Raw genomic sequence first — 24,610 nt, 5'->3', positions numbered from 1 at the left:
ATCTTGGGATAATTTTGCCTTAAAAAACAAATATTCTATCAGAATCTACTTCTAGTTTTATAGAACCAGATTTTGTAAAAAGCAATTTAAATCCTTCATCTTCGATTTGAGACGCACAAAATTCAAAGTTTTTGGACTTGATGACCAATTTATTGGAACGAATTACACGCCAAAACGGAATTTGTAAATCGATATTATCATTTGAATAGCGTTCAGCGATTTTCTTTATGCCATTTCCGGTTCGCATTGGACAAGTTACGTCCGTGCCAAAATCTGTTGCTAGACGTTTTGCGAGTGAATCGATTGTAGTAACAAAGCCTTTTGGAATGGTTTTTATAAGTTCCTCAATCTCTTCAACAGATGGATGCAACATTGTACCTTTTCCATAAAACTTTTCCATCTTAGTGGGAATATCAACTATTTTAGATTTACTCATTTTCATATTTTTCATAAAGTGCAGCGGCAATCCAAGCACCAATTGCCATTTCTAGCCAACTTAATGGCAACGTAATCCAAAGAATTTTCCATTCCGACAACCCCATATTTGATGTTGCTACCCAAAAAATAACGAAAACAGCTAACCAAACCAGTGTGCCTGAAATCAACACAGACCGATTTGAATCACCAAAAACCCTTGAATAGAGCCAAAAAACAAAAACTAGGAGGCCTGTTAAAAGAGTGTCCCAAAACCCCCAGATTGCAAAAATGCCTAAATCCATATCTGCAATACCCTCTCTATTGTTAAAAAAAGATTTTATACGCGGCATAACAAGTATAAAATATCTGAAAACCTCAGAAATGTTAATCCAAATACTGGTCAAAAGAGTAATAATGACAAAGTGCTTAAAACTAAATCTTTTGTTGGTCATAATTAATCAAGTGCCAATGCTTGTTTTATATTGTTGAAAATTGTCCTCGGGGCTTTGGCTTGAGGAACGGAGCGATAAATCGCAAGAGACTTCTCCAATTCTCCCAATTTTCCAACCAAATCGATGCTGCGTTGTGAAAACCCAGCAAACCTTAAATCCTTTGGATTCACTATTTTTTTGTCAATCAGAAAATCAATCTTCTTATTACATCGACAGGGGTTTTTAGGATTTGCAAGTCCACATTTGTTGTTTAAAAAATTTCGGATTTTAGTTCTTGAACGTGATAATTTCTTTCTAAAATTCTCAGCGGTTATTTCCATTATTTCAGAACCTTCGATACTACTGAACTCTAGAATCTCTGCCAAAATATAAACCATCCTATCAACGGAATTCAGACAAAGCAATAAACCTTGCGTACAGCTTACCTTTACTTCCTCTTCCAAAAGAGAAAGCTCGCCTTCATTGTTGGAATATCTAATTGTATCGGAATGTCCCGAATCTATTAAATCTGCATAATCATCAAAAGGCATTGCAAACTCCTTATTTTTTCGACCTTTATAGGTTAACAAATAATTAGTTGCAACCCTATAGACCCAGGTCATAAACTTGCTTTTTTGATTGAAAGTACTTAAATGGGTTACGACCTTTATAAGTATTTCTTGAGTTGCATCTTCAGCATCTTCAGGATAAAGCAACATTTTTATGGATAGATTATAAACATAATCCTTGATGCCTAGAATTACCCGTTCTAAAGCTTTTCTATCTCCGGAGTTAGCCTTATCTACTAAAATTTCTAAAGTATCTTTCATATCTCTGTTAATTAGACATGAAAAAGATACAAAGTGTGACAATCAGAACGTAAAAAACTACCTTTAACAAGGTATATAATTCATTATAGGGTGGTAAATAAGCACTTTATTCATATTTATTTGAGATAATAGCTTTTGATGGACTTTATTTTTGACTAAAATAAATACGCAGAATTCGGGAATGAATTCTAAATTGTATGACCTTAAGAATTTATAAGTAAACTATTAAAATCATGCTAACGGATATTAATCCAAAACTACCAATGCGTAATAAAGATGTTACCAAAAAATTCTACACAAATAAGTTAGGGTTTAAAGTATTAGGCAGTGTAGATTATGATGGCTATTTAATGTTGGGAAAAGACCAAATTGAAATTCATTTCTTTGAATTTAAAGGACTTAAACCAAAAAAGAATTACGGACAGATTTATATTAGAACTAACAATATTGACGAATTTTATAAAAGTCTATTGGAAAATAACATAACTATTCACCCAAATGGACCGTTGGTAACCAAGCCTTGGGGACAAAAAGAATTCTCCATACTAGACCCAGACAGCAACCTATTAACATTTGGGCAAAGTATTTAACGGATAACAACATTATAGTAACAACATGAAATATACCTGCTCCATAGACATTAAGCTACCCATAGACATGGTATCTGCGTTATGGAGTAATGAAGCCTATTTTAAAGAGTGGCAAGATGGTTTTCAATTTATAAAACATCTAGAAGGAGAACCAAACTCCGTTGGTGCAAAATCTAAAATTCTATTGCAGCAGGGGAAAAGAAAGGTAGAATTACTAGAGACTATCTTGGTTAATAACCTACCAGAAGAGAAAAAGGCACTTTATGAGCATATTCATATGACCAATACCCAAACCACACGGTTTAAAAAAATCTCTGAAAATCAAACCCAGTATACTTCCGAAGTTGAATACACCAAATTCAATAGTTTTATGCCCAAGTTAATGGCAAAATTGTTTCCTGGAGTATTTAAGAAGCAAAGTCAAAAATGGATGAGACAATTTAAAGCCTTTGCAGAAACTAAAAACTAATTATTATGAGTTTTCTAAAGCGAATACCATTTTATATTGCAGTTATCGCTGTATTCTTTTCAGTAGTTTCATGTGAAAATTCGCAAGCATTATTTCAAGAAAATACTGATGATTGGAAGCGTTTTGGAGGCACTACTTGGAAATTTTCCAATGGCGAATTAATTGGTGTAGCTGATAATACTAATGGATCTGTTATAACACAAAATACCTATACTGATTTTGTTTTGGAGCTAGAATTTAAACCTGATGATACTATTAATTCTGGAGTTTTTATTCGCTGCTCTAATCAGGAAATTAACCCAACAGATTGTTATGAAGCAAACATTTGGGATTTACATCCAAATCAGGATTTTAGAACAGGAGCAATAGTTTTAAAAGCAGTTCCTTTAGCTATAGTTGAGACCAATAATAAGTGGAATACCTATAAAATAAATGCGGATAAAAATCATGTCCAAGTTTGGGTTAATGGTATATTAACTGTTGATATCAGTGATAATACACTCTCCAACGGGTATATTGGTTTGCAAGCAAATGGAACAGGAGAAATTAAGTTTCGGAATGTACGGATTACACCTTTAAACTGATATTTTTTATCTTGCATGCAGACAATCAATACCATTAAAATGGAAAAAGCACTGCAAACCATGATTTCCAATATGCCTGAAAAGACTGGCAAATCGTTAGAAGAGTGGAAGTCGATTCTTAAGAAAAAGGCTTTTACAAAACATTCCGAAGGAGTTAACTTTCTTAAAAAAGAGCATCAGGTTACCCATGGCTTTGCAAATACGATTGTAACGCTATCAAAAGAGGAAAACCAAGCTCCAGTAGATTTGGTAACAGAACAATACAAAGGAAAAGAGGCATTACTCCCTATTTATGAAAAATTATTAGAGTCCATTAAGGATTTGGGAAATGATATCACTATTACACCAAAAAAAGGTAGTGTAAGTATCATACGCAAACGACAGTTTGTCCTCATAAAACCCGCAACAAAAACAAGAATAGATTTGGGGCTAAAGTTAAAAGATAAACCAACTACCGATAGACTTGGAAATTCTGGACCTTTTGGCACTATGTGCACCCATCGCGTAAAATTGACCTCAACATCAGAAATTGATGCTGAATTGATTGATTGGATGAAAGAAGCTTATGAAAAAGCTGAGTGATTATTCTCCCATTGCAGCAGCAACGGCAGCAGACAATCTTTTGTAGGTCCCGTTTTCCAAGCGTTCACGAATACCAGAAAACGCATCTAAAGTCTCTGAAATGTCTTCCATGGTATGTGTAGCCGTAGGAATTAGACGCAATAGTATTAATCCTCTAGGAATAACAGGATATACTACGATAGAACAGAAAATACCATAATTTTCGCGTAAATCCTTAACTAAAGCCATTGCTTCAGGAATACTACCATTTAAATATACTGGAGTAACACAACTAGATGTAGTACCAATATCAAAACCACGTTCTTTAAGTCCATTTTGCAAGGCGTTTACATTCTCCCAAAGCTTTTCTTTAAGCTCCGGCATGGTACGTAACATATCCAAACGTTTTAATGCTCCTTTTACATAAACCATAGGTAATGATTTAGCAAACATTTGTGAACGCAGATTGTATTTTAAGTAATCTATGATTTCTTGGTCAGCGGCTACAAATGCCCCTATACTTGCCATTGATTTTGCAAATGTGGCTAAGTACACATCGATATCGTCTTGTACACCTTGCTCCTCGCCTGCTCCAGCACCAGTTTTACCTAGTGTTCCAAAACCATGGGCATCATCAACCAATAATCTGAAATTGAATTTTTTCTTTAGGGCAACAATCTCTTTAAGTATACCTTGCTCCCCACGCATTCCAAAAACACCCTCAGAGATAACCAAAATACCACCTCCAGTTTGCTCTGCCATTTTAGTGGCGCGCTCTAGGTTTTTCTCTAAGCTTTCCGGATCATTGTGCATAAAAGTGAATCGTTTCCCCATATGGAGACGAACACCGTCAATAATGCAAGCATGCGCATCAACATCATAGACGATAATATCATCTTTAGTAACCAAAGCATCTACTACAGACATAAAACCTTGGTAGCCAAAATTCAATAAATAAGAAGCATCTTTACTTACGAAGGCTGCAAGTTCATTCTCCAACTGTTCGTGATAATCCGTGTGGCCACTCATCATACGAGCACCCATAGGGTATGCAGAACCATGTTCATGGGCAGCTTCTCCATCAACCTTTTTAACTTCAGGTAGATTTGCCAGACCCAAATAGTCATTTATACTCCAAGTAATCACTTCCTTTCCTTGGAACTTCATTCGGTTAGATATGGGTCCTTCTAGCTTAGGAAATACAAAATAACCTTCTGCTTGAGACGCCCATTTGCCCAGAGGGCCTTTATTTTCAATAATTCTCTCAAATAAATCTCTCATCTACCTTAAAATTGAATGAGCTGCAAAAATATGCATTTTTACGAACCATGCAATGGCTTACTTATAAACAAAAAATGACAACTTACAAGAAGTTGCCATCTATAACTTCTTTTAGTGTTCTCTACTTAATGTATTGAATTTCCTTAGGTTCCTCTGCATTTTTAGCATCAAAAAAACCTTGGTTTTGCATCCACTCATCACTGTAAATCTTACTCATGTAGCGTGAACCATGGTCAGGGAAAATAACAACTACATTACTGTCTTTTTTAAATTCTCCCTCTGTACTATATTGCATAACTGCCTGCATTGCGGCACCACTGGTATAACCAACAAACATACCTTCTGTATGTGCTATTTTACGAGCCATGTGTGCACTTTCTGCATCAGTTACTTTAATATATCTATCTATAGTATTAAAATCCGTAGCACTTGGAATTAAGTTCTTGCCTAATCCTTCTATACGGTAAGGATACACCTCTTCATGGTCAAACTCGCCAGTTTCATGATACTTTTTAAGTACCGAACCGTAAGCATCCACCGCTAAAATTTTAATATTAGGATTTTTCTCTTTTAAGAAACGTGCCGTACCAGATATAGTACCTCCAGTACCACTACAAGCAACAAGGTGTGTAATATTACCGTTAGTTTGTTCCCAGATTTCAGGACCTGTAGTTCTGTAATGCGCTTCTATATTCAATCCATTGAAGTACTGATTAATATAAATTGAACCAGGTGTTTCTTTATGTAAACGCTTGGCTACTTCATAATAGGAACGAGGGTCATCCGCACTAACATGTGCAGGACAAACATATACCTCAGCCCCCATTGAGCGAAGCATATCTATCTTGTCCGGGGAAGACTTTGAGCTAACAGCCAAAATACATTTGTATCCTTTCACCATACTGGCCATAGCTAAACTAAATCCAGTATTACCTGAAGTAGTTTCTATTATGGTACTTTCAGCATTTAAAAGTCCTTTGCGTTCTGCTTCCTCAATAATATGTACTGCAATCCTATCTTTAGCAGAGTGTCCTGGATTAAATGCCTCTATTTTAGCATAAAAGTTACCAGTTAATGATTCAGCAATCTTGTTTAGTTTGATAAGGGGCGTATTACCCACCAAATCCAATATGCTGTTATAAGCATTAATGTTATTATCCATAGTTAAGTAAGGTCTTGTAAATAAAGACTTAAAGTCTAAATTCTACGGTGCAAAAATAACATTTTTTATTTTACTTGATAATCGAGATTTAAATATCCCAGGGTTTGCATCGAACTCAAAGTGTTATTTTCTTTTACTGTTTAGTAAGTTTTATTAAAGATAGTTGCTAGATTTTTCCTTCCAAATCTAAAATAAAGGCATATTCTTTAGCGGTCTCCTTTAAGGCTTCAAATCTTCCTGAAGCTCCTCCATGACCAGCTTCCATATTGGTGTCTAAAAACAACTGGTTATCGTCTGTTTTGTACTCGCGCAGTTTAGCCACCCATTTTGCCGGTTCCCAATACTGTACTTGTGAATCATGAAGACCCGTAGTCACCAATAGATTTGGATACGCCTTTTCTTCAACATTATCATATGGAGAATAGGATTTCATATAATCGTAATAAACTTTATCGTTGGGGTTTCCCCATTCATCATATTCACCAGTAGTCAGTGGAATACTGTCATCCAACATCGTGGTTATTACATCGACAAAAGGTACTGCAGCGATTACCCCGTTATATAATTCTGGAGCAATGTTGACTACGGCTCCCATGAGCAAACCGCCTGCGGAACCTCCCATAGCGTATAAATGCTCCGATGATGTGTAGTTCTCAGCTATTAAATGTTCAGAGACATCCACGAAATCTGTAAACGTATTTTTTTTGGTCAATAGCTTTCCATCTTCATACCAAGGTCTTCCCAAATACTCACCACCCCTAACATGGGCAATGGCATAGATAAAGCCTCTATCCAACAAACTCAATCGTACCGTAGAAAAATAGGGGTCTATTGTAGAACCATAAGAGCCATAGGCATATTGTAATAAAGGACTAGTACCATCTAGCCTTGTGTCCTTATGATAGACAATGGATACTGGGACCTTTGTTCCATCTTTGGCCGTTGCCCAAATTCGTTCCGAACGGTAATTTTCCTTTTTAAACTTGCCACCTAGAACTTCTTGCTCCTTTAGAACCTCCTTTTCCTTGGTCCTCATATTAAAATCGATGATGGAGTACGGAGAGGTCATGGCATTATAGAAATAACGTAATTTCTCCGTGTCAAAATCCAGATTGGTACTAGAGCCTGCAACATAGGTTTCACTATCAAAGGGCAAATAATAACTGTCATTACCATCCCAACGAACCACCTTCATTTTATTTAATCCATTCTCACGTTCAGAAAGCACATAATAGTCTTTGAATATATCTATGTCTTCTAAAAGAACGTCCTCCCTGTGTAGGATGAATTCCTCCCAATTATCAAAAGACGTATTGTTTTCTGATGTTTTCATCAACTTAAAGTTGGTAGCATCATCTTTATTGGTCAGTACATAAAAACTATCATCATAATGCGATATAGAATATTCTAATCCTCTGGTTCGTGGTGAAAAGATTTTAAAGTCAGTATCTGGCTCATCTGCTGGTATAAATTGATATTCTGAAGTTAAGGTGCTAACAGAGCCAATAATAATATACTTTCTAGACTTGGTCTTATAAACAAACGTGCTATAAGTCTCGTCTTCTTCGTGAAATACCAATTTATCCTCCTCAACTCGTGTTCCCAACTTGTGTTTGTAAATTTTATCGGAACGGAGCGTGACCGGGTCTTTTTTGGTGTAAAACAAGGTCTTGTTGTCCGCTGCCCAAACAGAACCACCAGTAGTGTTGTCTATTTTATCAGGATATATTTCACCTGTATCCAAGTTTTTGATTTGAATAAAGTACTGCCTTCTGGAAACCGTATCCGTGGCAAAAGCCGCTAATTTGTTATCTGGGCTTACAGAGACACCTCTTAAATTGAAAAAATCATGCCCTTTTGCCAGCTCATTACAGTTAAAGATAATCTCTTCTTCTGCGTCTAGCGATTCCTCTTTTCTAGAGTAAATAGGGTATTCTTTGCCTGTTTCATATCTGGTAAGATAATAGTACCCGTTTCGCTTATATGGAACCGATTCATCGTCCTCTTTTATCCTAGACTTCATCTCTAAGAACAATTCTTCTTGAAAGTCCTTTGTATGAGAGGTCATTTCTTTGTAATAACTATTCTCAGCTTCCAAATACGCTATCACCTCTTTATTCTCCCTATCATCTAGCCAATAATAATCGTCAACTCTTATATCTCCATGAATTTCAAGTTTCTTGGGGATTTTCTTTGCTTTTGGCGTATTCATAGCTGTACTTTCTTTATTCTCATTTTTACAAGAAGCCGCAAAAATAAGGCAGAAAAATAGAACAGATACTAGTTTTGTTAGGTGTCTCATTACTTAGATTTTGCTCAATATTAGTAATTTTGGACTTTAACCTAAATTAAAATGTAAAATATGTTTGGTGATTTAATGGGTATGATGGGGAAATTAAAAGAGACCCAAGAAAAAGTAAAGGCTACAAAAGCAAGACTAGATACAGTTTTAGTTGATGAAACTTCTTCAGATGGACTTATAAAAGTTTCCTTGACCGCAAATAGGACAATAAAATCCATTGAAATTGATGATAGCCTCCTCCAAGATAAGGAACAACTTGAAGATTACTTAATCCTTACGTTAAATAAAGCGATAGAAAAAGCTACAAACATTAATGAAACAGAATTAGCTGCAGCTGCAAAGGAAGGAATGCCCAATATTCCGGGAATGGATGCGTTATTTAAATAACTGGCAAGGAATTTGCCCTGTATAAATAAAGAACAATGAAAGCCTTACTATATATTTTGACTTTTTTCTTCTTATCGCAGCCTAGCTTGGAAAAGGAAGCTATGTCATCGGTGGAATGGCAAACAGATTATAAATCTGTTTTAAAACAGGCTAAAAAGGATAAAAAGAATGTACTAATTTATTTTACGGGTAGTGATTGGTGTCCTCCATGTAAAATGTTAAAGAAAGATTTGTTTGAAACGGATGCCTTTAAAGAACTTTCTTCTGAATACGTTCTTCTGTATGTTGATATTCCTAGGAATAAAGATTTATTGACACCAGAACAGTATGCAAAAAATAAATCATTGCTTCCAAAATATAATAAAAAAGGAGTCTTTCCTTTAATGGCAGTAATAAGCCCAAATGGCGTATTACTTGATGATTACTCTGGATATAGTATGAATGGAGAGGTTAGATATCATCTAGATTTCTTAAAGAAGAATAAATAAAAAAAGCCTCCTTAACAGGAGGCTTTTTACTGATTGAAAAGTAGTGTTTAATTATTAATCAATCTAAACTCTGTTCTTCTGTTAGAAGCATGTTCTCGCTCAGTACAAGAAACCCCATCTGCACATCTATTCTTTAATTTTCTTTCGCCGTAACCATTAGCTACCAATAAGCTGGAGTTAACTCCTTTAGAAATTAAATAATCAGCAACCGCTTTAGCTCTTCTTTCGGAAAGACTTTGGTTTGAAGTTGCCCCACCTCTAGAATCAGTGTGAGAAGCAATCTCTAATTTAGTTCCAGCATTTTGTTGTAGAACCGGCATTAATCGAGAATCGATGATTCGTTTAGCCTCAGGAGTTAAAGTAGCACTTCCTAAGTTCCAATTGATAGGTAATGCTTGGTATTCTACTAAAGAACACTCAACTTCTTTCCAAGTAGTTAAACCACCTTTAGTTTTTAATACTTCTTTAGTAATGGTTTTGGTAACCGCTGGTATAGTTTCTTCAACTGTGTAAGCATCTTTATCCAAAACTGTTTTAGTAATAGTAGCATACTCCGCAGGAATAACTTCTTCCACAACTCTCGCAGGTTCCAACATTACCCTTTTAGTGTAAGATGCATTCTTTACGGAACCAGCCACTTTTTGAGCTGATGCATCGTTTGCCAATACTTGAGTACTTACAGTGGTGTACTCCGCTGGGTATCCTTTGTAACACCAGTAACGACAGTCGTCTGGGTTACCAGAAGCACAATCAGGTGCAGGCGAACCTAGTTCCCACTGTGCATATGCTGGCTTAACTTCTACTGTTTCTGAACTAGGCTTAAAACTTGCTGGAATAATATTCAATGAATTTCCTGCTTCTTTAGAAACATAAGAGACTGTCTCTGTGCCCCATTTTGCAGGAATAACTGCAAGTCTTTTACCTTCTTCTTTTACTAGTACTCTTTCTGTAACTGTTTTATAGGTAGCAGGTACAGTTTTTAAAACCTTGTATGCAGGCTTTGTGGTTATTGTCATTGTCTCATTCGCGTAAACGTCTGGAGTAGTACAACGCACATAACATTTACCTGGTTCGGGGTTTGTAGGTAAGTCTTGTGCACTCATCGTGGCTGTGGCAAAAATTGCCAAAAGAAATAGAACTTTTTTCATAATCTGTTAGTGTTTATTATTATAATTAATGGATTAACAATATAATATGTTAACAGTACTTATGAACCTGATTTCTTAAAAAAGTCACAAAATTTGAAGATAATTTATTGCAAATCAGGAAAAGATTACGAAATCTTCAAAGAAAGAAGCAAAAACCTAGTTGACAGAGTACTCTATCTTTTTGACAAACAAATATTTATTTTAAGAAAAGTCAATACTTAAGGTTAATTTAATTCAGATAGAACTTTAAGGAAAGTGTCATGCATAGCATCTGTATAATCCAAGTGGGTTACAATCCTAAGTTTACCCTGTCCCATACTAATAATTGAAATTTTATTTTCTTCCAGTTTTTTCAAGAATGTTTCTGCGGACATTTTAGCTTCGTCTACTTCAAAAATGATAATATTGGTTTCAATGGGCTCAACAGTTTTAATAAACTCAAGTTTACCAAGAACCTCCCCTATTTCCTGCGCCTTCTGGTGGTCATCTGCCAATCTATCAACATGATTATCCAAAGCATAAACTCCAGCTGCTGCTAAAAAACCAGCCTGACGCATTCCGCCGCCTAAAATTTTTCGAACCCTAACCGCATTATGAATTAACTTTTCGTCACCAACCAATACCGAGCCTATGGGACAACCTAAACCTTTACTTAAACAAACACTTATCGAATCAAACAATTCGCCATATTGTTTTGGAGTTTCGCCTCTTGCTACTAATGCATTCCAAAGTCGAGCACCATCCAAATGGTATTTTAGGTTATTGTCGTCACATACTTTTCTAATCGCTTCTAACTCTTCAAAGTCCCAACAAGCTCCCCCACCCTTATTTGTGGTGTTTTCGATACACACCAGGCTTGTTAACGGACTATGGTAAAAATCTGGAGGGTTTATTCCTGCTTCTACTTGGGATGCTGTCATCATACCCCTTTTTCCATCAACTAGCTTACACGAGACACCACTATTAAAACTTGCGCCTCCACCCTCATAATTATAAACGTGGGCATATTTGTCACAAATCAATTGTTCTCCAGGCTGTGTATGTAGTTTCATAGCCGTTTGGTTGGTCATACTACCGCTAGGAAAAAACAGGGCAGCTTCCATTCCAAATAAATCAGCAACCTTTGCTTCTAGTTTATTAACGGTTGGGTCATTCTTAAAAACATCATCTCCTACTTCTGCATGCATCATTGCATCAAGCATACCAGGAGTTGGTTTGGTAACCGTATCGCTTATTAAATTTATTTCCATAAAAACTAGTTAAAACATGCCATTCCGATAGGCGAACCATCTGGAATTTTTGGTGCAGCTATGACTTTAAATTGTTCAGGATGTGCGTAAAAAGTATTGATTCTTCTTACCATTTCGGCTTTGATAGGGTTATTTAAAGCTGCAGAACCAATTTTTCGCGATAGTTCGCGAATGGTCTGATTAGCAATAGCATTTACCTGTGGATGTACATCTTTGTGCGAAGCCAAATTCATTAAATGAAATAATACCCTGAAATTAATATTCTGTTGCACTTCATTGATATAGGAATCTTTAACTGACTTGTTAATGGTCTTCTTAACTAATTCGTCCAATACTTCTTGTAAACCTAAGTTATCCGAATCGGTTGCTTTTTGCTGGATAAGCCTCGAAGCACGCTCTGGGTGTAACAATAGACCTAATGTCATATCTGCAGCGGTTTCCGGAGCCGAAAGGGCATCAAAAGAAACACCTGTTTTTCCTTTTAAGGATTCTCTAGATTTTCCATATCCTATTGCTCTCGGCGGAAATAAACTTAATTTTTTTCTTGGAATTGCAATTTGAGATGCATCTAAGGTCATTAAAATACTGTTCAAGGCATCTTCTTGGGTAGCCCTATCTAAAATAGATACTGTTTGTTGACCATCACCTTTAACTGTATAGTTATAGTTTAAACCACCAATCACTTTTGCGACAGCCTCGGTCTGATAACGATGGAAGAAATACAATGGCGCAAAAACATCTTCTAAAACAGAGTTTGGCTCACCTTTTCTAATATTATCAATAGAGAAATTAGCAATTCCTGTTTCCCTAGTTTTTAAAACATCCCCCAACTCTTTACTTGCACTTTTACCATTGTCCCAAAGATGTGCTAAAACATGTGCGCCACCCATAGGTCGGGCATCTTGGTCAGATATATAGCGTAGACCTGCATTTTGAGCATCTTTTAGTATACTATTTAAACCTTCCTTTTCCGAACCCTTAGGAAAATCTGAATAAGAATATGCAACAGTTACTTTATCCCAAGCGCCGATATTTACTGCATAAGCATCAGAAAAATCAATCTCATTACCATTTAGTTTAAATTGCGGGTGTGGATAATCCATAACGGAAGCCCTACCATTGGTACTTGCAGCAAAATTATGCGAAAATCCAAGTGTATGTCCTATCTCGTGTGCTGACAGTTGACGTATTCTTGCCAAGGCCATTTCCAACATAGGTTGATAATTGTCGTCGCGTTCAGCAAATGGTTTGTTCATCAAAGCTTGGGCAATTAAAAAATCTTGGCGTATGCGTAAACTACCTAAACTTACATGTCCTTTCATGATTTCTCCTGTTCTAGGATCTGTAATACTACTACCATAACTCCAACCCCGGGTGGAGCGATGAACCCACTGTATAACATTATACCTTACATCCATAGGGTCTGCATCATCAGGTAAAATTTTTAATTGAAAAGCATCCTTATAACCAATGGCTTCAAAAGCCTGGTTCCACCAACGACCACCATCTAACAATGCAGAACGTACCGGTTCTGGAGTACCATTATCCAGATAATAAATAATAGGTTCAACGGCTTCACTAATTGCCGCATTAGGATTTTTCTTTTCTAAACGATGTCTAGTGATAAATCTTTTCAAGATTGGTTCCTGGACTGGTGTGGCATAATCGTAGTAAGAAAATGGATACGAGCCACAACGAGGATCAAATTCACGTTTTTGATAACCATCATCCGGTAATTCTATTAAGGAATGGTGTTGGGCTACAGTGACCAAACTTGAATTTGGAGTCACAGATCTAATATAATTACCTTTTGGTTGCCCTTTAAAAGTTAAAATAACATCAAACTCTACATTTTTAGGAAAAGCCTTTGTTCTATCAAAAGCTAAAGCACTTTTTGATTTATCTAAACTGTAGGACCCTTGTTTGCTACTTTGTAATCTTGCACTAACACCATGCGCATCGTGCATTAAAAAATCGGTAATATCAATTAAATAACTACCTTTTTGTTCTTCTTCAATTTTAAAACCATGTAAGATTGATTTTGCAAAGGCTTGTTCTACAGACTTGCGCTCTAATTCGTTATCCGTAAGTGCTCTAAATCTAAGATTTGGCTGTATCAACAATAATTTGTTTCCAGCCTTTTTAAAAAAGACCACTTGTTCGTTCCCCAGTTGCCCTCTATCCAGGCCAATATCATTACTGCCAATACCACTGCTTAAAGAATATACATAAAGAAACTCTTTTTCTAAATCATCAACTTGTAAATAGATTTTATCACTGCCATCATCATAATAGAAGTTAAAATAGCCATTGAACTTTTGAAAATCTTTTGTTTTCTCAAAAGTTTGGGCAAATGCAGAAGTAATAGAAATCAATACTAATAATACTATAGTAAACTTATATCTCATGATTGGTTTATTAGTGTTTAAATTTATATAAAATAGATTGCCCAGCCATAGCGCAAACCCTATTTTTGCTACAAATAGAATTTATGACTTCTACAGATCAGCATAAAGATCTTATTGATCGCCTTGGTGCGTTAAGGAGGTATCTTTGACATTGATGCCAAACTTATTGAGATAGAGAATGAAGAAGAAAAAACTTTAGCTCCAGGTTTTTGGGACAATCCGCAAGAAGCCCAAATTCAGATGAAATCTATTAAGTCAAAGAAAAATTGGGTAACTGATTTCAATTTGGCACAAACCTTGGTAAATGATTTAGAGGTATTGTTAGAATTTCAAGAAGCTGGTGAAGTTGGAGAGGATGAAGTGACCCAAAAACATGATAAAGCTGTTGAACTTATTGAAAATTTGGAGTTCAAAAACATGCTTTCGGATGAAGGTGATGAACTTACTGCTGTATTGCAGATAACTGCAGGAGCTGGTGGTACAGAGAGTTGTGATTGGGCAGCAATGCTCATGCGCATGTACTTAATGTGGAGCGAGAAGAATGGCTACAAAGTTAAAGAGCTTAACTATCAAGAAGGTGATGTTGCGGGTATAAAAACTGTTACTTTAGAAATTGATGGAGACTATGCTTTTGGATGGCTAAAAGGTGAAAATGGGGTACATCGTCTAGTTCGTATTTCACCATTTGATAGTAATGCAAAACGCCATACATCGTTTGCCTCTGTTTATGTTTATCCATTGGCTGATGATACTATTGAAATCGATATCAATCCAGCTGATATTGAAATTACAACAGCCCGCTCAAGTGGTGCTGGTGGACAAAATGTAAATAAGGTGGAAACTAAAGTTCAGTTAGTACACAAACCAACAGGGATACAGATTTCTTGTTCTGATTCTCGTTCACAACATGATAATAGGGCTACTGCAATGAAAATGCTAAAGTCTCAACTCTATGAAATTGAGCTTCGTAAAAAACAGGAAGCCAGACAAGAGATAGAATCGTCAAAAATGAAGATAGAATGGGGTTCTCAAATTAGAAATTATGTGATGCATCCTTATAAACTGGTCAAGGATGTACGCACTGCAGAAGAAACTGGTAATGTAGATGCGGTTATGGACGGTGATATCAATCAGTTTTTAAAAGCTTTTTTAATGATGATGGGGCAAAAAGAAAACTAAGATTCTTAAGAGATTCACAATTTGTTTAACGATTATTTTATTTTAACAAACAATTAACCAAAGACATTTAAACCTTAATCTAATTTTGAAATCCAATATATTATGAAAGCACTAATCCAACTCGCTTTTTTATTATTTTTATTTAGTTACACTACTATTGAAGCCCAGTACGGTTACGGTAATAGATATGGTAACCGAGGAGGTCGCAATACAATCCCGCAAGCTCAAACTCCACCTAAAGAGCCAGAAGCAAAAACGTCTGAACAAGTAGTGGATGAACAAATGCCAAAAATCACAGAAACTTTAGAGTTAGATCCTTTTGAAGAAGCTGTTGTTCGTTCTACATTGGTAAAGTATGTTCAAAAAAGAATGGAGCTTCAAATCTTAAAATTGGAGCCACAAAAAATGAGGGAGGAATATGAGAAACTTGCAAAACTGCAAGATGAAGAAATGAAAGCCGGACTTCCAGAAGAAAAATATGAGGCGTATCTAAAACTTCAGAAGAATCAATTCAAAGCAAAAAAGAAAAAAAAGAAGAAGAAAAAAGCTAAATCATAATATGAAGAAACTGTTCCTTATCATCTTGCTTTCATCTGCAGCAAGTACATTCGCTCAAAGACCAACTGGGCAAGACCAAAGGCAAATAAAAATTTCAGGGACAGTTATTGATAAAGACACTGGGCAGCCTCTAGAATATGCCACACTAGTTCTTCAAAATGTAAGAAAACCTGATGTCGTCACAGGCGGGATAACTAATCTTAATGGTGAATTTGAAGTTGAAACCACCCCGGGTATGTACAACATATCCGTAGAATATATTTCTTATAAATCTTTTAAAAAAGATAGGCAGCTACTTCGTACAGACACAAATCTGGGTAAAATTATATTAGCAATTGATGTTGCCCAATTAGCTGAAGTAGAAGTTATCGCAGAACGCACAACCGTAGAGTTAAGGTTAGATAAAAAGATTTATAATGTTGGAAAAGACTTAACCGTAAGTGGTGGCACTGTTAGCGATGTTCTCGATAATGTTCCATCAGTTTCGGTAGATGTGGAAGGCAATGTGCAACTTAGAGGAAATGATGATGTTAGAATTCTAATTAATGGGAAACCATCTGCAATCACAGGATTGAATAGTACCGATGCTTTAAGGCAACTTCCAGCAGAGTCCATTGAAAAAGTAGAAGTCATAACATCTCCTTCTGCCCGCTACGATGCGGAAGGTTCTGGCGGTATCATTAATATTATTTTACGTAGAAGCAAGCTACAAGGTTTAAATGGGGCACTTACCGCTAACCTAGGTTATCCAAACCGAGCAGGCATAAACGGAAATTTAAACTACAGAACTGGAGATTTAAACTTATTCACCAATACAGGTTACAATTACAGGGAAAGTCCAGGAAATTCTTTTAATGATACAGATTTTTTTGATACAAATGGAGATTTTACAAATTCTATACGTGAAGAAAGAGAATTTGAAAGGTTCCGAAAAGGATATAACATAAATTTTGGTGCAGAGTGGTATGTAAACAAGACTGCATCTATTACACAATCCATCTTTTTAAGAAACTCTGATAATAGTAGTGAAACAACCAATACTTTTTTCCAAACCGATAATTTAAACAATACCAGCTCAGGTTTTCGTTTTGATCCAGAAACTGAGGATGATAAAACATTTCAATATTCCTTCAATTATGATAAACAGTTTAACGGAAATTCTGACCACAAACTCACTTTTGCATTTCAATATGAGACCAGTGATGAAACAGAGGAATCATTAATTGTCCAAAATGGTTTTGATAGTGAAAGTGTGGAAACCATTGAGGACCAACAGCGAGTCTTTCTACAATCAGATTATGTTGTACCTGTTGGAGAAGGCGGGCAATTTGAAATAGGGTATCGTGGGGATTTCAATAGACTTAATACAGACTATAGAGTAGTTTTTATAAGCCCCACAATTGATGAACTAGGCATTACAGACCCAAGTAATGTTCTTGACTATAAAGAAACTATAAATGCGGTCTATACTCAGTTTGGAACAAAAATCAAGAAATTTTCTTTTTTAAGTGGTTTGCGTTATGAATCAACACGATTAATCATAAATCAAATTGAAACGGGGGATTTTAACCGTAATAATTTTGATGGTTTGTTTCCAACATTAAACCTAAATTATGAGTTTAGCGAAACAGAAAATATTCAATTTGGTTATAATAGAAGAATTAGAAGGCCAAGGTCACGCTTTTTAAACCCCTTCCCATCCAGATCTAGTCCAACAAATTTATTTCAGGGAAACCCGAGTTTAATACCTTCATTTTCCAATCAAGTAGATTTTGGATACCTAAAACGATATAAGAAACTAACCCTTAATAGTTCTATTTACTTTGCAAGAGCTACAAATGTTATCACGTTTATTACTGAGGATACTGGTGAGGACACCCTTTTTGATGGGGAAATAGTAAGCATATTACGGAGAACACCAGTAAACTTAGCTAAGAATGATCGTTATGGTTTTGAAATGAATGCTAATTATAGACCAAATAGAAAATGGAACATCAACGGAAATGTGAATTTGTTCAACTTGATAACAAGAGGTGATTTTAATGGTCAAAATTTTGATGCCGAGAATTTAAGTTGGTTTGTACGCTTAAATAATAAGATTACGCTACCTGGTAGCGTGGATTGGCAAACAAGAATTTTTTATAGAGGTCCGTCGGAAACTGCTCAAACCAAAAACCAGGGAATTTTTTCCATGAGCTTGGCATTCAGCAAAGACTTGTTCAAAGAAAAGGCTTCTTTAGCTTTAAATGTAAGTGATGTTTTCAATAGCCGTAGAAGGGTAAGCGAGACCCAAACACCATTTTTTCAGAGTGATAGCGAATTTCAATGGCGTGTTCGTAGTTACAATCTATCCTTTACTTATAGATTTAATCAAAAGAAAAAGCGAACTCAAGGGGGAGAACGTGATAGTGGTGGTGATGAAGAGTTTGAAGGATAATAAAAATAAAAAAGGAGCCAAATGGCTCCTTTTTCTATTCGTTACGTTTGGCTCGTTTAGCCTCACGTCTTTCTTTCCACATTTCTAATAAATTTCCACCTAACCAATAAGGGACAACAAAAGTCAATAAGAAAATCATTAACCAGAATCCTATTGTTAGGATGGTTAAGAATGCTAAAAATCCAAGATATTGGTCAAATTCTACCATGAAAACTTAATTTATACTACAAAGATACTTTGAAATGATTCAAAATTGCAAATCAGTTACAATAAAATTTTAAAAGTATATTACTTCATCAAAAAATAAAAAGACTAAACTTTACCTTTGCTAATATCAATACAGAATTATGAACTATAGAATCGAAAAAGATACGATGGGCGAAGTTAAAGTGCCCTCAAATAAATATTGGGGTGCACAAACAGAACGTTCAAGAAACAATTTCAAGATAGGTACTCCTGCATCCATGCCATTGGAAGTTGTTTATGGCTTTGCTTATTTAAAGAAGGCAGCTGCATATACGAATCATGAATTGGGGGTTTTATCTGAAGAGAAACGAGATTTAATAGCTAAAGTTTGTGATGAAATATTAGATGGCAATCATGATGACCAATTCCCATTGGTCATTTGGCAAACTGGTTCTGGAACACAGAGCAATATGAACGTTAATGAAGTAATTGCGAACAGAGCCCATGAATTAGCAGGCAAAAAAATTGGTGAGGGAGAAAAGACCATTCAACCCAACGATGATGTGAATAAATCTCAATCATCTAATGACACCTTTCCTACCGGAATGCATGTTGCTGCTTATAAAAAAATTGTAGAGGTAACTATTCCTGGGGTAAAACAACTACGAGATACATTCGCCAAAAAAACAAAAGATTTTAAAGATGTTGTAAAAATTGGGCGTACACATTTAATGGATGCTACTCCCCTAACCCTTGGGCAAGAGTTTTCTGGTTATGTTTCGCAATTAGACCACGGGCTCAAGGCTCTGGAAAATACTTTAGCACATTTGAGTGAATTGGCTTTAGGTGGTACAGCTGTTGGTACAGGTTTAAATACCCCAGAAGGCTATGATGTCTTAGTTACTAAATATATTGCGGAATTTAGCGGACTTCCATTTATTACTGCAGAAAATAAGTTCGAGGCTTTAGCAGCTCACGATGCTATTGTAGAAAGTCATGGTGCTCTTAAGCAATTAGCAGTCTCACTTAATAAAATCGCAAATGATATTAGAATGATGGCTTCTGGGCCTCGCTCTGGTATCGGTGAAATAATTATTCCAGCAAACGAACCAGGCAGTTCCATTATGCCAGGTAAAGTAAATCCAACACAATCCGAAGCTTTAACTATGGTATGTGCCCAAGTAATCGGAAATGATGTGGCAATCAGTGTTGGCGGTACACAAGGACATTATGAGCTTAATGTATTTAAACCTATGATGGCTGCTAATATTTTGCAGTCTGCACAATTACTGGGTGATGCATGTGTTAGTTTTGACGTAAACTGTGCATCTGGTATTGAACCAAATCATGAAACCATTAAAACTTTATTGAACAACTCCTTAATGTTGGTTACAGCCTTAAATACTAAAATTGGATACTACAAAGCTGCAGAAATAGCTAATACTGCACACAAAAATGGTACTACTTTAAGAGAAGAAGCGGTTAATTTAGGATATGTTACCCCAGAAGAATATGATGAGTGGGTAAAACCAGAAAAGATGGTTGGAAGCCTTAAGTAAAGTTCCAAATAGGAAATTTAAACAATAAAAAGGGCGGCTCTTTGATTGAACCGCCCTTTTAATTACGTGGATAGTGTTTATTCTCTTATTTCAATGTGAATTTAGACGTACCTAATAATTTCAATCCGTCATCATATACATTTACCATATAGTTTCCTTTTTGGAAATCTCCAGCTGGCTTGTTAATGTAATCACATACATCTAACGCACTGTTTTCATAATAAAACTGTGTCCCTTTAGTGTAAGTGATTGAAGCGCCGCTTTCATTGGACTTAGACAAGCTCTCACCAAGAATATTTCCTTGTGGATCTAGAACTTCGATAAAGAACTCTCTATCTCCAGCCTGGGCAATAGTATTAGGAGCTACAGTAAAACAAACTCTGAATTTATCAGTAGCCTTAGCTCTTGAAGTAGAAACCAATTTACCATTGTTTCTTTCTTTAACAGCATCTACGCTCTGAGTATTCAAGTTCAATGCAGAACCTCTTTCTACAGCATCAGCTAATTGTGTGTTTTGTACAACTAGAGAGTCGTTGAAAACAGTTTGCTTTTCCAACTCAACAAATGTACTGTCTCTCTGCATGGCCAACATTGTATTAGACTGTGATAATGAGTCTACTTGTCTCAGCAATTCTTCACGTTCTGCTTTTAAAACACTCACTTGTCTTCTGTATCTTGAAAGTGAAGCGATATCAGCTTTCATGCTCTGTACAGAATCTATATACTGAGCAATATTGTCTCTAGCAGCAACCAACTCTTCGTTAGTAGCGTTGCTTTCTAAGATTGCTTTGTCATATTCAGATTTAAGATTATTTAAATCTTCAACGACCAATTCCTTCTCTTGAGTAAGAGCTACGGTATTCTTTTTATTCTCGTTGTATTGGGTTACCGCAAAAATGATAGTACCTAAAAGGATAACTCCCAATAGTCCTGCTATCACTTTTAAACTGTTGTTACTTTTTGTGTCTGTCATAATAATTTGATTTTAATATCTTCTTTTAAACAAACCATAAATGTTTGCTTCTGTTCTATCTACGTGATAAGATTTCTTTTAGATGTCTTAAAATGTCAAAATGTTAATTTTTTTTCTCTAACCCAGTGATAATGTACCTTTAAAAGAAATGTTAAACTTTTGTAAAGTGATAAAAAATAATATTGTGTGCTTATTCCTAATCCTAGTACTTGGAGGATGCAAAGAAAAAAAGACTGACAAAGCTCTTAATACAAAACCTGTTGTAATAGCTGAGAACGAGATAAAAATAAGACCTATTGAACATGCGACCGCTATTTTAGAATGGAGGGGTATCACCATTTATATAGATCCAGTAGGTGGTGCTAAAGCATTTGAAAATCAAAAGCAACCAGATTTAATTCTAATTACAGATATACATGGAGATCATTTTAATTTAGAAACGCTACAAGAACTAAATACTGAAAAAGCGAAAATTATAATGCCCCAAGCTGTAGCTGATAGAGTGCCCGAACAGTTTACTCCACAAATTGATGTTTTGAACAATGGTGACTCTAAAGAGCGCTTTGGAATTACGGTAGAAGCAATACCTATGTATAACCTTCGTGAAGAAGCATTAAAATTCCATACCAAAGGTCGTGGTAACGGATATGTTTTGAATTTAGATGGCAAGCGTATCTATTTTTCAGGGGATACCGAGGATATTCCAGAAATGAGAACATTAAAAAATATTGATAAAGCCTTCGTATGCATGAATCTACCCTACACAATGACAGAAGAAAGTGCTGCGGATGCAGTTTTGGACTTCAAACCGAAACAAGTATATCCATATCATTACAGAGGTAGGCCAGATGTGAGTGATGTTGGCAAGTTCAAAAAGCTGGTCAACAATGGGGATTCAAATATTGAAGTGATTCAATTGGATTGGTATCCCAATTCACCTTTTTAACAAGTTTTATACTACAATAAAAAGATGTGCGTTTCATAAGTAACTATTTCTTTATTTTTCAAGGATAGCATTATCCAAATCGAAAAAATATTTTAATGAAAGCATCATTTTTATTACCTACATTATTGCTGACTTCCCTTGTAACTTTTTCAAATTCGGCGTGTGATAACCTATACTCCAAGGTAACCTATGCCATGTCACATTCAAAAAAATCACTTGGTGCAACAAACTTTGAACACCAAATGTATTACGCAGAGCGTGCTTTAACAGCGATGAAAAAGGCAGAAGTCTTAAGAAGTGATTGTGGTTGTGCAAAAGCAGAAGAAAAGAGCTATCAAGCAATACAAAACCTTAAAAAAGCAATAGAACCAATCGATTGGAATGCTGGAAGGTTCTTTACAAAAAAATCAAAGAAGCTCATTGATGAACTTATAACCGTTTTAGATGAATGCACTTTTAAAAATAATATTGATACCTCACCTTTAACTCAAAATAACGAAATAGTAGGCTCAAAAGAAAGTAAGGGAATAGACCATGAAACCTTGAAGTTGGCAAAATATATCTCGTCCGCGGAGAAAAGATTAAAGGCCACAGAAGTAGAAGTCAATAAATTACTGCGAGCATTAAACGCAATGGAACCCTCTTCAGAAGGCAAACATTCAGGCTCAATTAAAGTACAACAGGAAATGTACATTGATAAAACAAAAAAGCTATTACAAAAAGCTCTGAAAGAGCTAGATAATGATTAGTTAACGTATTAATTTTTTATACTTAATACGTTTAGGTATTAAATCTCCACCAAGACGCTTCTTTTTGTTCTCTTCATAGTCTGAAAAAGAACCTTCAAAGAAATATACTTGGGAGTCCCCTTCAAAAGCTAAAATATGAGTACAAATCCTATCCAAGAACCAACGGTCGTGAGAAATGACCACTGCACAACCTGCAAAATTCTCTAAACCTTCCTCTAATGCCCTAAGGGTATTTACATCTAAATCATTGGTAGGCTCATCAAGCAATAGCACATTTCCCTCTTCTTTTAGGGTCATTGCCAAATGAAGACGGTTTCGTTCACCACCAGAAAGCATATTCACCTTTTTGTTCTGTTCACTACCCGAAAAATTAAATCGACTCAAATATGCCCTAGAATTAACTTGTCTTCCACCCATCATTACCAATTCTTGGCTATCACTAAAATTCTCCCAAATAGTTTTCTCAGGGTCAATGTTAGAATGACTCTGATCAACATAAGCCAATTTAGCAGTATCTCCAACCACGAACTCTCCCATATCTGGTTGCTCCTCTCCCATTATCATTCTAAAGATGGTTGTTTTTCCAGCACCGTTTGGTCCAATGATACCCACAATACCAGCTTGTGGCAAATTGAAGTTCAAATCTTCATATAATAATTTATCATCATATGCTTTGCTCACACCTTTAGCCTCAATGACGTTAGTTCCTAAACGCGGTCCATTTGGAATATAAATCTCTAACTTTTCATCAAGCTGCTTTTGGTCTTGACTCATTAATTTGTCATAGTTCTTTAATCTGGCTTTCTGTTTGGTTTGGCGACCTTTAGCTCCTTGTCTAACCCATTCCAATTCACGCTCCAGCGTTTTTTGACGCTTAGAAGCCTGTTTGCTTTCTTGTGCCAACCGCTTGGATTTCTGGTCCAACCAACTAGAATAATTTCCTTTCCAAGGTATTCCTTCCCCCCTATCCAATTCTAAAATCCAACCAGCTACATTATCTAAAAAATATCTATCGTGTGTTACTGCGATTACAGTTCCTTTATATTGTGCCAAATGATGCTCCAACCAATGCACGGATTCTGCATCCAAATGGTTAGTAGGCTCATCTAACAATAAAATCTCCGGTTCCTGTAGTAATAGTCTACAAAGTGCAACACGTCTCCGCTCGCCTCCAGATAAAACACCTATTTTTTTATCTGAATCTGGAGTACGCAAAGCATCCATGGCTATTTCTAGTTTGGTATCCAACTCCCAAGCATTACTGGCGTCAATCTTATCCTGAAGCTCAGCCTGCTTGTCCATGAGTTTTTGCATTTTGTCTACATCTTCATAAACCTCGGGCAAACCAAACATATCGTTAATCTTATTGTACTCATCTAAAATCGCAACTGTCTCAGCAGCTCCTTCCTTAACCACTTCCAAAACGGTTTTGTTCTCATCCAACTGTGGTTCTTGTTCTAAATAACCTACGTTGTAACCAGGTGAAAAAACTACATCACCCTGAAAGTTTTTATCTACCCCAGCAATTATTTTTAATAGTGTTGATTTACCAGAACCGTTAAGTCCTAAAATCCCAATTTTGGCGCCATAAAAAAAACTGAGATATATATTCTTTAATACAGGGGTATTGGCATTCTTGTAAGTCTTGGTAACCCCAGACATTGAAAAGATGACCTTCTTATCGTCAGACATTATTTGCTAAAATTAAAAGTTGA

Annotated in this window: 24 protein-coding genes; 12 read left to right on the top strand and 12 right to left on the bottom strand. The window is 35.9% G+C overall.

Going from position 1 to position 24,610, the window contains the following annotated elements:
• Positions 1-19: 19 nt before the first annotated feature.
• The 3 genes from AACP56_RS00375 to AACP56_RS00365 form a co-directional block, all read right to left on the bottom strand.
• Positions 20-436, bottom strand: a complete 417-nt coding sequence (locus AACP56_RS00375) for a hypothetical protein (protein ID WP_339334649.1) — start codon at positions 434-436, stop codon at positions 20-22.
• A complete protein-coding gene (locus AACP56_RS00370) occupies positions 429-719 on the bottom strand; it encodes a hypothetical protein (RefSeq protein WP_339334651.1) in 291 nt (96 codons plus the stop codon). Before AACP56_RS00370 ends, AACP56_RS00375 begins: the two co-directional genes overlap by 8 nt.
• Positions 720-871: 152 nt before the next feature.
• Positions 872-1,678 (bottom strand): RNA polymerase sigma factor, encoded by an 807-nt coding sequence (locus AACP56_RS00365; RefSeq protein ID WP_339334653.1) that lies wholly within the window; start codon positions 1,676-1,678, stop codon positions 872-874.
• A 233-nt stretch (positions 1,679-1,911) separates the two neighbouring features.
• Between AACP56_RS00365 and AACP56_RS00360 the strand changes: the two genes are divergently transcribed.
• From AACP56_RS00360 to AACP56_RS00345, 4 genes are read left to right on the top strand one after another with little or no spacing between them, the layout of a single operon-like run.
• A complete protein-coding gene (locus tag AACP56_RS00360) occupies positions 1,912-2,268 on the top strand; it encodes a bleomycin resistance protein (RefSeq protein WP_339334655.1) in 357 nt (118 codons plus the stop codon).
• 25 nt (positions 2,269-2,293) lie between these two features.
• Complete coding sequence (locus tag AACP56_RS00355; protein WP_339334657.1) at positions 2,294-2,737, top strand: SRPBCC family protein; 444 nt, start codon at positions 2,294-2,296, stop codon at positions 2,735-2,737.
• A 5-nt stretch (positions 2,738-2,742) separates the two neighbouring features.
• Positions 2,743-3,321 carry a 3-keto-disaccharide hydrolase gene (locus AACP56_RS00350; RefSeq protein ID WP_339334659.1) on the top strand — a complete coding sequence of 193 codons (579 nt, stop codon included), beginning with the start codon at positions 2,743-2,745 and terminating at the stop codon, positions 3,319-3,321.
• A gap of 39 nt (positions 3,322-3,360) precedes the next feature.
• Positions 3,361-3,903 (top strand): DUF4287 domain-containing protein, encoded by a 543-nt coding sequence (locus AACP56_RS00345; RefSeq protein ID WP_339334661.1) that lies wholly within the window; start codon positions 3,361-3,363, stop codon positions 3,901-3,903.
• Here the strand turns inward: AACP56_RS00345 and AACP56_RS00340 are convergent, their stop codons facing one another.
• From AACP56_RS00340 to AACP56_RS00330, 3 genes are all read right to left on the bottom strand, one after another.
• Positions 3,904-5,163, bottom strand: a complete 1,260-nt coding sequence (locus AACP56_RS00340; RefSeq protein ID WP_339334663.1) for an aminotransferase class I/II-fold pyridoxal phosphate-dependent enzyme — start codon at positions 5,161-5,163, stop codon at positions 3,904-3,906.
• Positions 5,164-5,284: 121 nt separating this feature from the next.
• Positions 5,285-6,325, bottom strand: a complete 1,041-nt coding sequence (locus AACP56_RS00335; protein WP_339334665.1) for a PLP-dependent cysteine synthase family protein — start codon at positions 6,323-6,325, stop codon at positions 5,285-5,287.
• Between the two features lie 166 nt (positions 6,326-6,491).
• Positions 6,492-8,627, bottom strand: a complete 2,136-nt coding sequence (locus AACP56_RS00330) for a S9 family peptidase (protein ID WP_339334667.1) — start codon at positions 8,625-8,627, stop codon at positions 6,492-6,494.
• A 60-nt stretch (positions 8,628-8,687) separates the two neighbouring features.
• Between AACP56_RS00330 and AACP56_RS00325 the strand changes: the two genes are divergently transcribed.
• Both AACP56_RS00325 and AACP56_RS00320 read left to right on the top strand, forming a co-directional pair.
• A complete protein-coding gene (locus tag AACP56_RS00325) occupies positions 8,688-9,014 on the top strand; it encodes a YbaB/EbfC family nucleoid-associated protein (RefSeq protein WP_339334669.1) in 327 nt (108 codons plus the stop codon).
• 35 nt (positions 9,015-9,049) lie between these two features.
• Positions 9,050-9,502 (top strand): thioredoxin family protein, encoded by a 453-nt coding sequence (locus AACP56_RS00320; RefSeq protein WP_339334671.1) that lies wholly within the window; start codon positions 9,050-9,052, stop codon positions 9,500-9,502.
• 47 nt (positions 9,503-9,549) lie between these two features.
• On the opposite strand, the gene AACP56_RS00315 is transcribed toward AACP56_RS00320, so the two are convergent.
• The 3 genes from AACP56_RS00315 to AACP56_RS00305 all read right to left on the bottom strand — a co-directional run bounded on the left by AACP56_RS00315 (position 9,550) and on the right by AACP56_RS00305 (position 14,308).
• A complete protein-coding gene (locus tag AACP56_RS00315; protein WP_339334673.1) occupies positions 9,550-10,650 on the bottom strand; it encodes an OmpA family protein in 1,101 nt (366 codons plus the stop codon).
• A gap of 224 nt (positions 10,651-10,874) precedes the next feature.
• Complete coding sequence (locus tag AACP56_RS00310; protein ID WP_339334675.1) at positions 10,875-11,900, bottom strand: threonine aldolase family protein; 1,026 nt, start codon at positions 11,898-11,900, stop codon at positions 10,875-10,877.
• A 5-nt stretch (positions 11,901-11,905) separates the two neighbouring features.
• Complete coding sequence (locus tag AACP56_RS00305; RefSeq protein WP_339334677.1) at positions 11,906-14,308, bottom strand: zinc-dependent metalloprotease; 2,403 nt, start codon at positions 14,306-14,308, stop codon at positions 11,906-11,908.
• Between the two features lie 83 nt (positions 14,309-14,391).
• On the opposite strand from AACP56_RS00305, the gene prfB reads away from it, so the two are divergent.
• The 3 genes from prfB to AACP56_RS00290 all read left to right on the top strand — a co-directional run bounded on the left by prfB (position 14,392) and on the right by AACP56_RS00290 (position 18,482).
• A protein-coding gene (gene prfB, locus AACP56_RS00300) for a peptide chain release factor 2 (protein WP_339334679.1) occupies positions 14,392-15,487 on the top strand; the annotation gives its coding sequence in 2 pieces (ribosomal slippage) (positions 14,392-14,454 and positions 14,456-15,487; 1,095 coding nt in all).
• 102 nt (positions 15,488-15,589) lie between these two features.
• Positions 15,590-16,045, top strand: coding sequence for a hypothetical protein (locus AACP56_RS00295; protein ID WP_339334681.1), 456 nt, complete (start codon positions 15,590-15,592; stop codon positions 16,043-16,045).
• Position 16,046: 1 nt separating this feature from the next.
• Positions 16,047-18,482, top strand: a complete 2,436-nt coding sequence (locus tag AACP56_RS00290) for a TonB-dependent receptor domain-containing protein (protein ID WP_339334683.1) — start codon at positions 16,047-16,049, stop codon at positions 18,480-18,482.
• 34 nt (positions 18,483-18,516) lie between these two features.
• Here AACP56_RS00290 and AACP56_RS00285 read toward each other — a convergent pair whose 3' ends face one another.
• Positions 18,517-18,690 carry a hypothetical protein gene (locus AACP56_RS00285; protein ID WP_339334685.1) on the bottom strand — a complete coding sequence of 58 codons (174 nt, stop codon included), beginning with the start codon at positions 18,688-18,690 and terminating at the stop codon, positions 18,517-18,519.
• A gap of 139 nt (positions 18,691-18,829) precedes the next feature.
• On the opposite strand from AACP56_RS00285, the gene fumC reads away from it, so the two are divergent.
• Complete coding sequence (fumC, locus tag AACP56_RS00280; protein ID WP_339334687.1) at positions 18,830-20,227, top strand: class II fumarate hydratase; 1,398 nt, start codon at positions 18,830-18,832, stop codon at positions 20,225-20,227.
• Positions 20,228-20,312: 85 nt separating this feature from the next.
• Here fumC and AACP56_RS00275 read toward each other — a convergent pair whose 3' ends face one another.
• Positions 20,313-21,200 (bottom strand): hypothetical protein, encoded by an 888-nt coding sequence (locus tag AACP56_RS00275; protein ID WP_339334689.1) that lies wholly within the window; start codon positions 21,198-21,200, stop codon positions 20,313-20,315.
• A gap of 148 nt (positions 21,201-21,348) precedes the next feature.
• Between AACP56_RS00275 and AACP56_RS00270 the strand changes: the two genes are divergently transcribed.
• The gene (locus AACP56_RS00270; RefSeq protein ID WP_339334691.1) at positions 21,349-22,146 is read left to right on the top strand and encodes an MBL fold metallo-hydrolase; all 798 of its coding nucleotides are present in this window, start codon (positions 21,349-21,351) and stop codon (positions 22,144-22,146) included.
• Between the two features lie 95 nt (positions 22,147-22,241).
• On the top strand, positions 22,242-22,895 hold the full coding sequence (locus AACP56_RS00265) for a hypothetical protein (protein WP_339334693.1): 654 nt from the start codon (positions 22,242-22,244) through the stop codon (positions 22,893-22,895).
• On the opposite strand, the gene ettA is transcribed toward AACP56_RS00265, so the two are convergent.
• Complete coding sequence (ettA, locus tag AACP56_RS00260; protein ID WP_339334695.1) at positions 22,896-24,587, bottom strand: energy-dependent translational throttle protein EttA; 1,692 nt, start codon at positions 24,585-24,587, stop codon at positions 22,896-22,898. It abuts the gene before it with no gap.
• Positions 24,588-24,610 lie beyond the last annotated feature (23 nt).

This window comes from Croceitalea sp. MTPC6, assembly GCF_036985525.1.
Classification (GTDB): domain Bacteria; phylum Bacteroidota; class Bacteroidia; order Flavobacteriales; family Flavobacteriaceae; genus Croceitalea.
The sequence above is the reverse complement of the archived record's forward strand: the minus strand, read 5'-3'. Positions and strand labels throughout refer to the sequence as shown.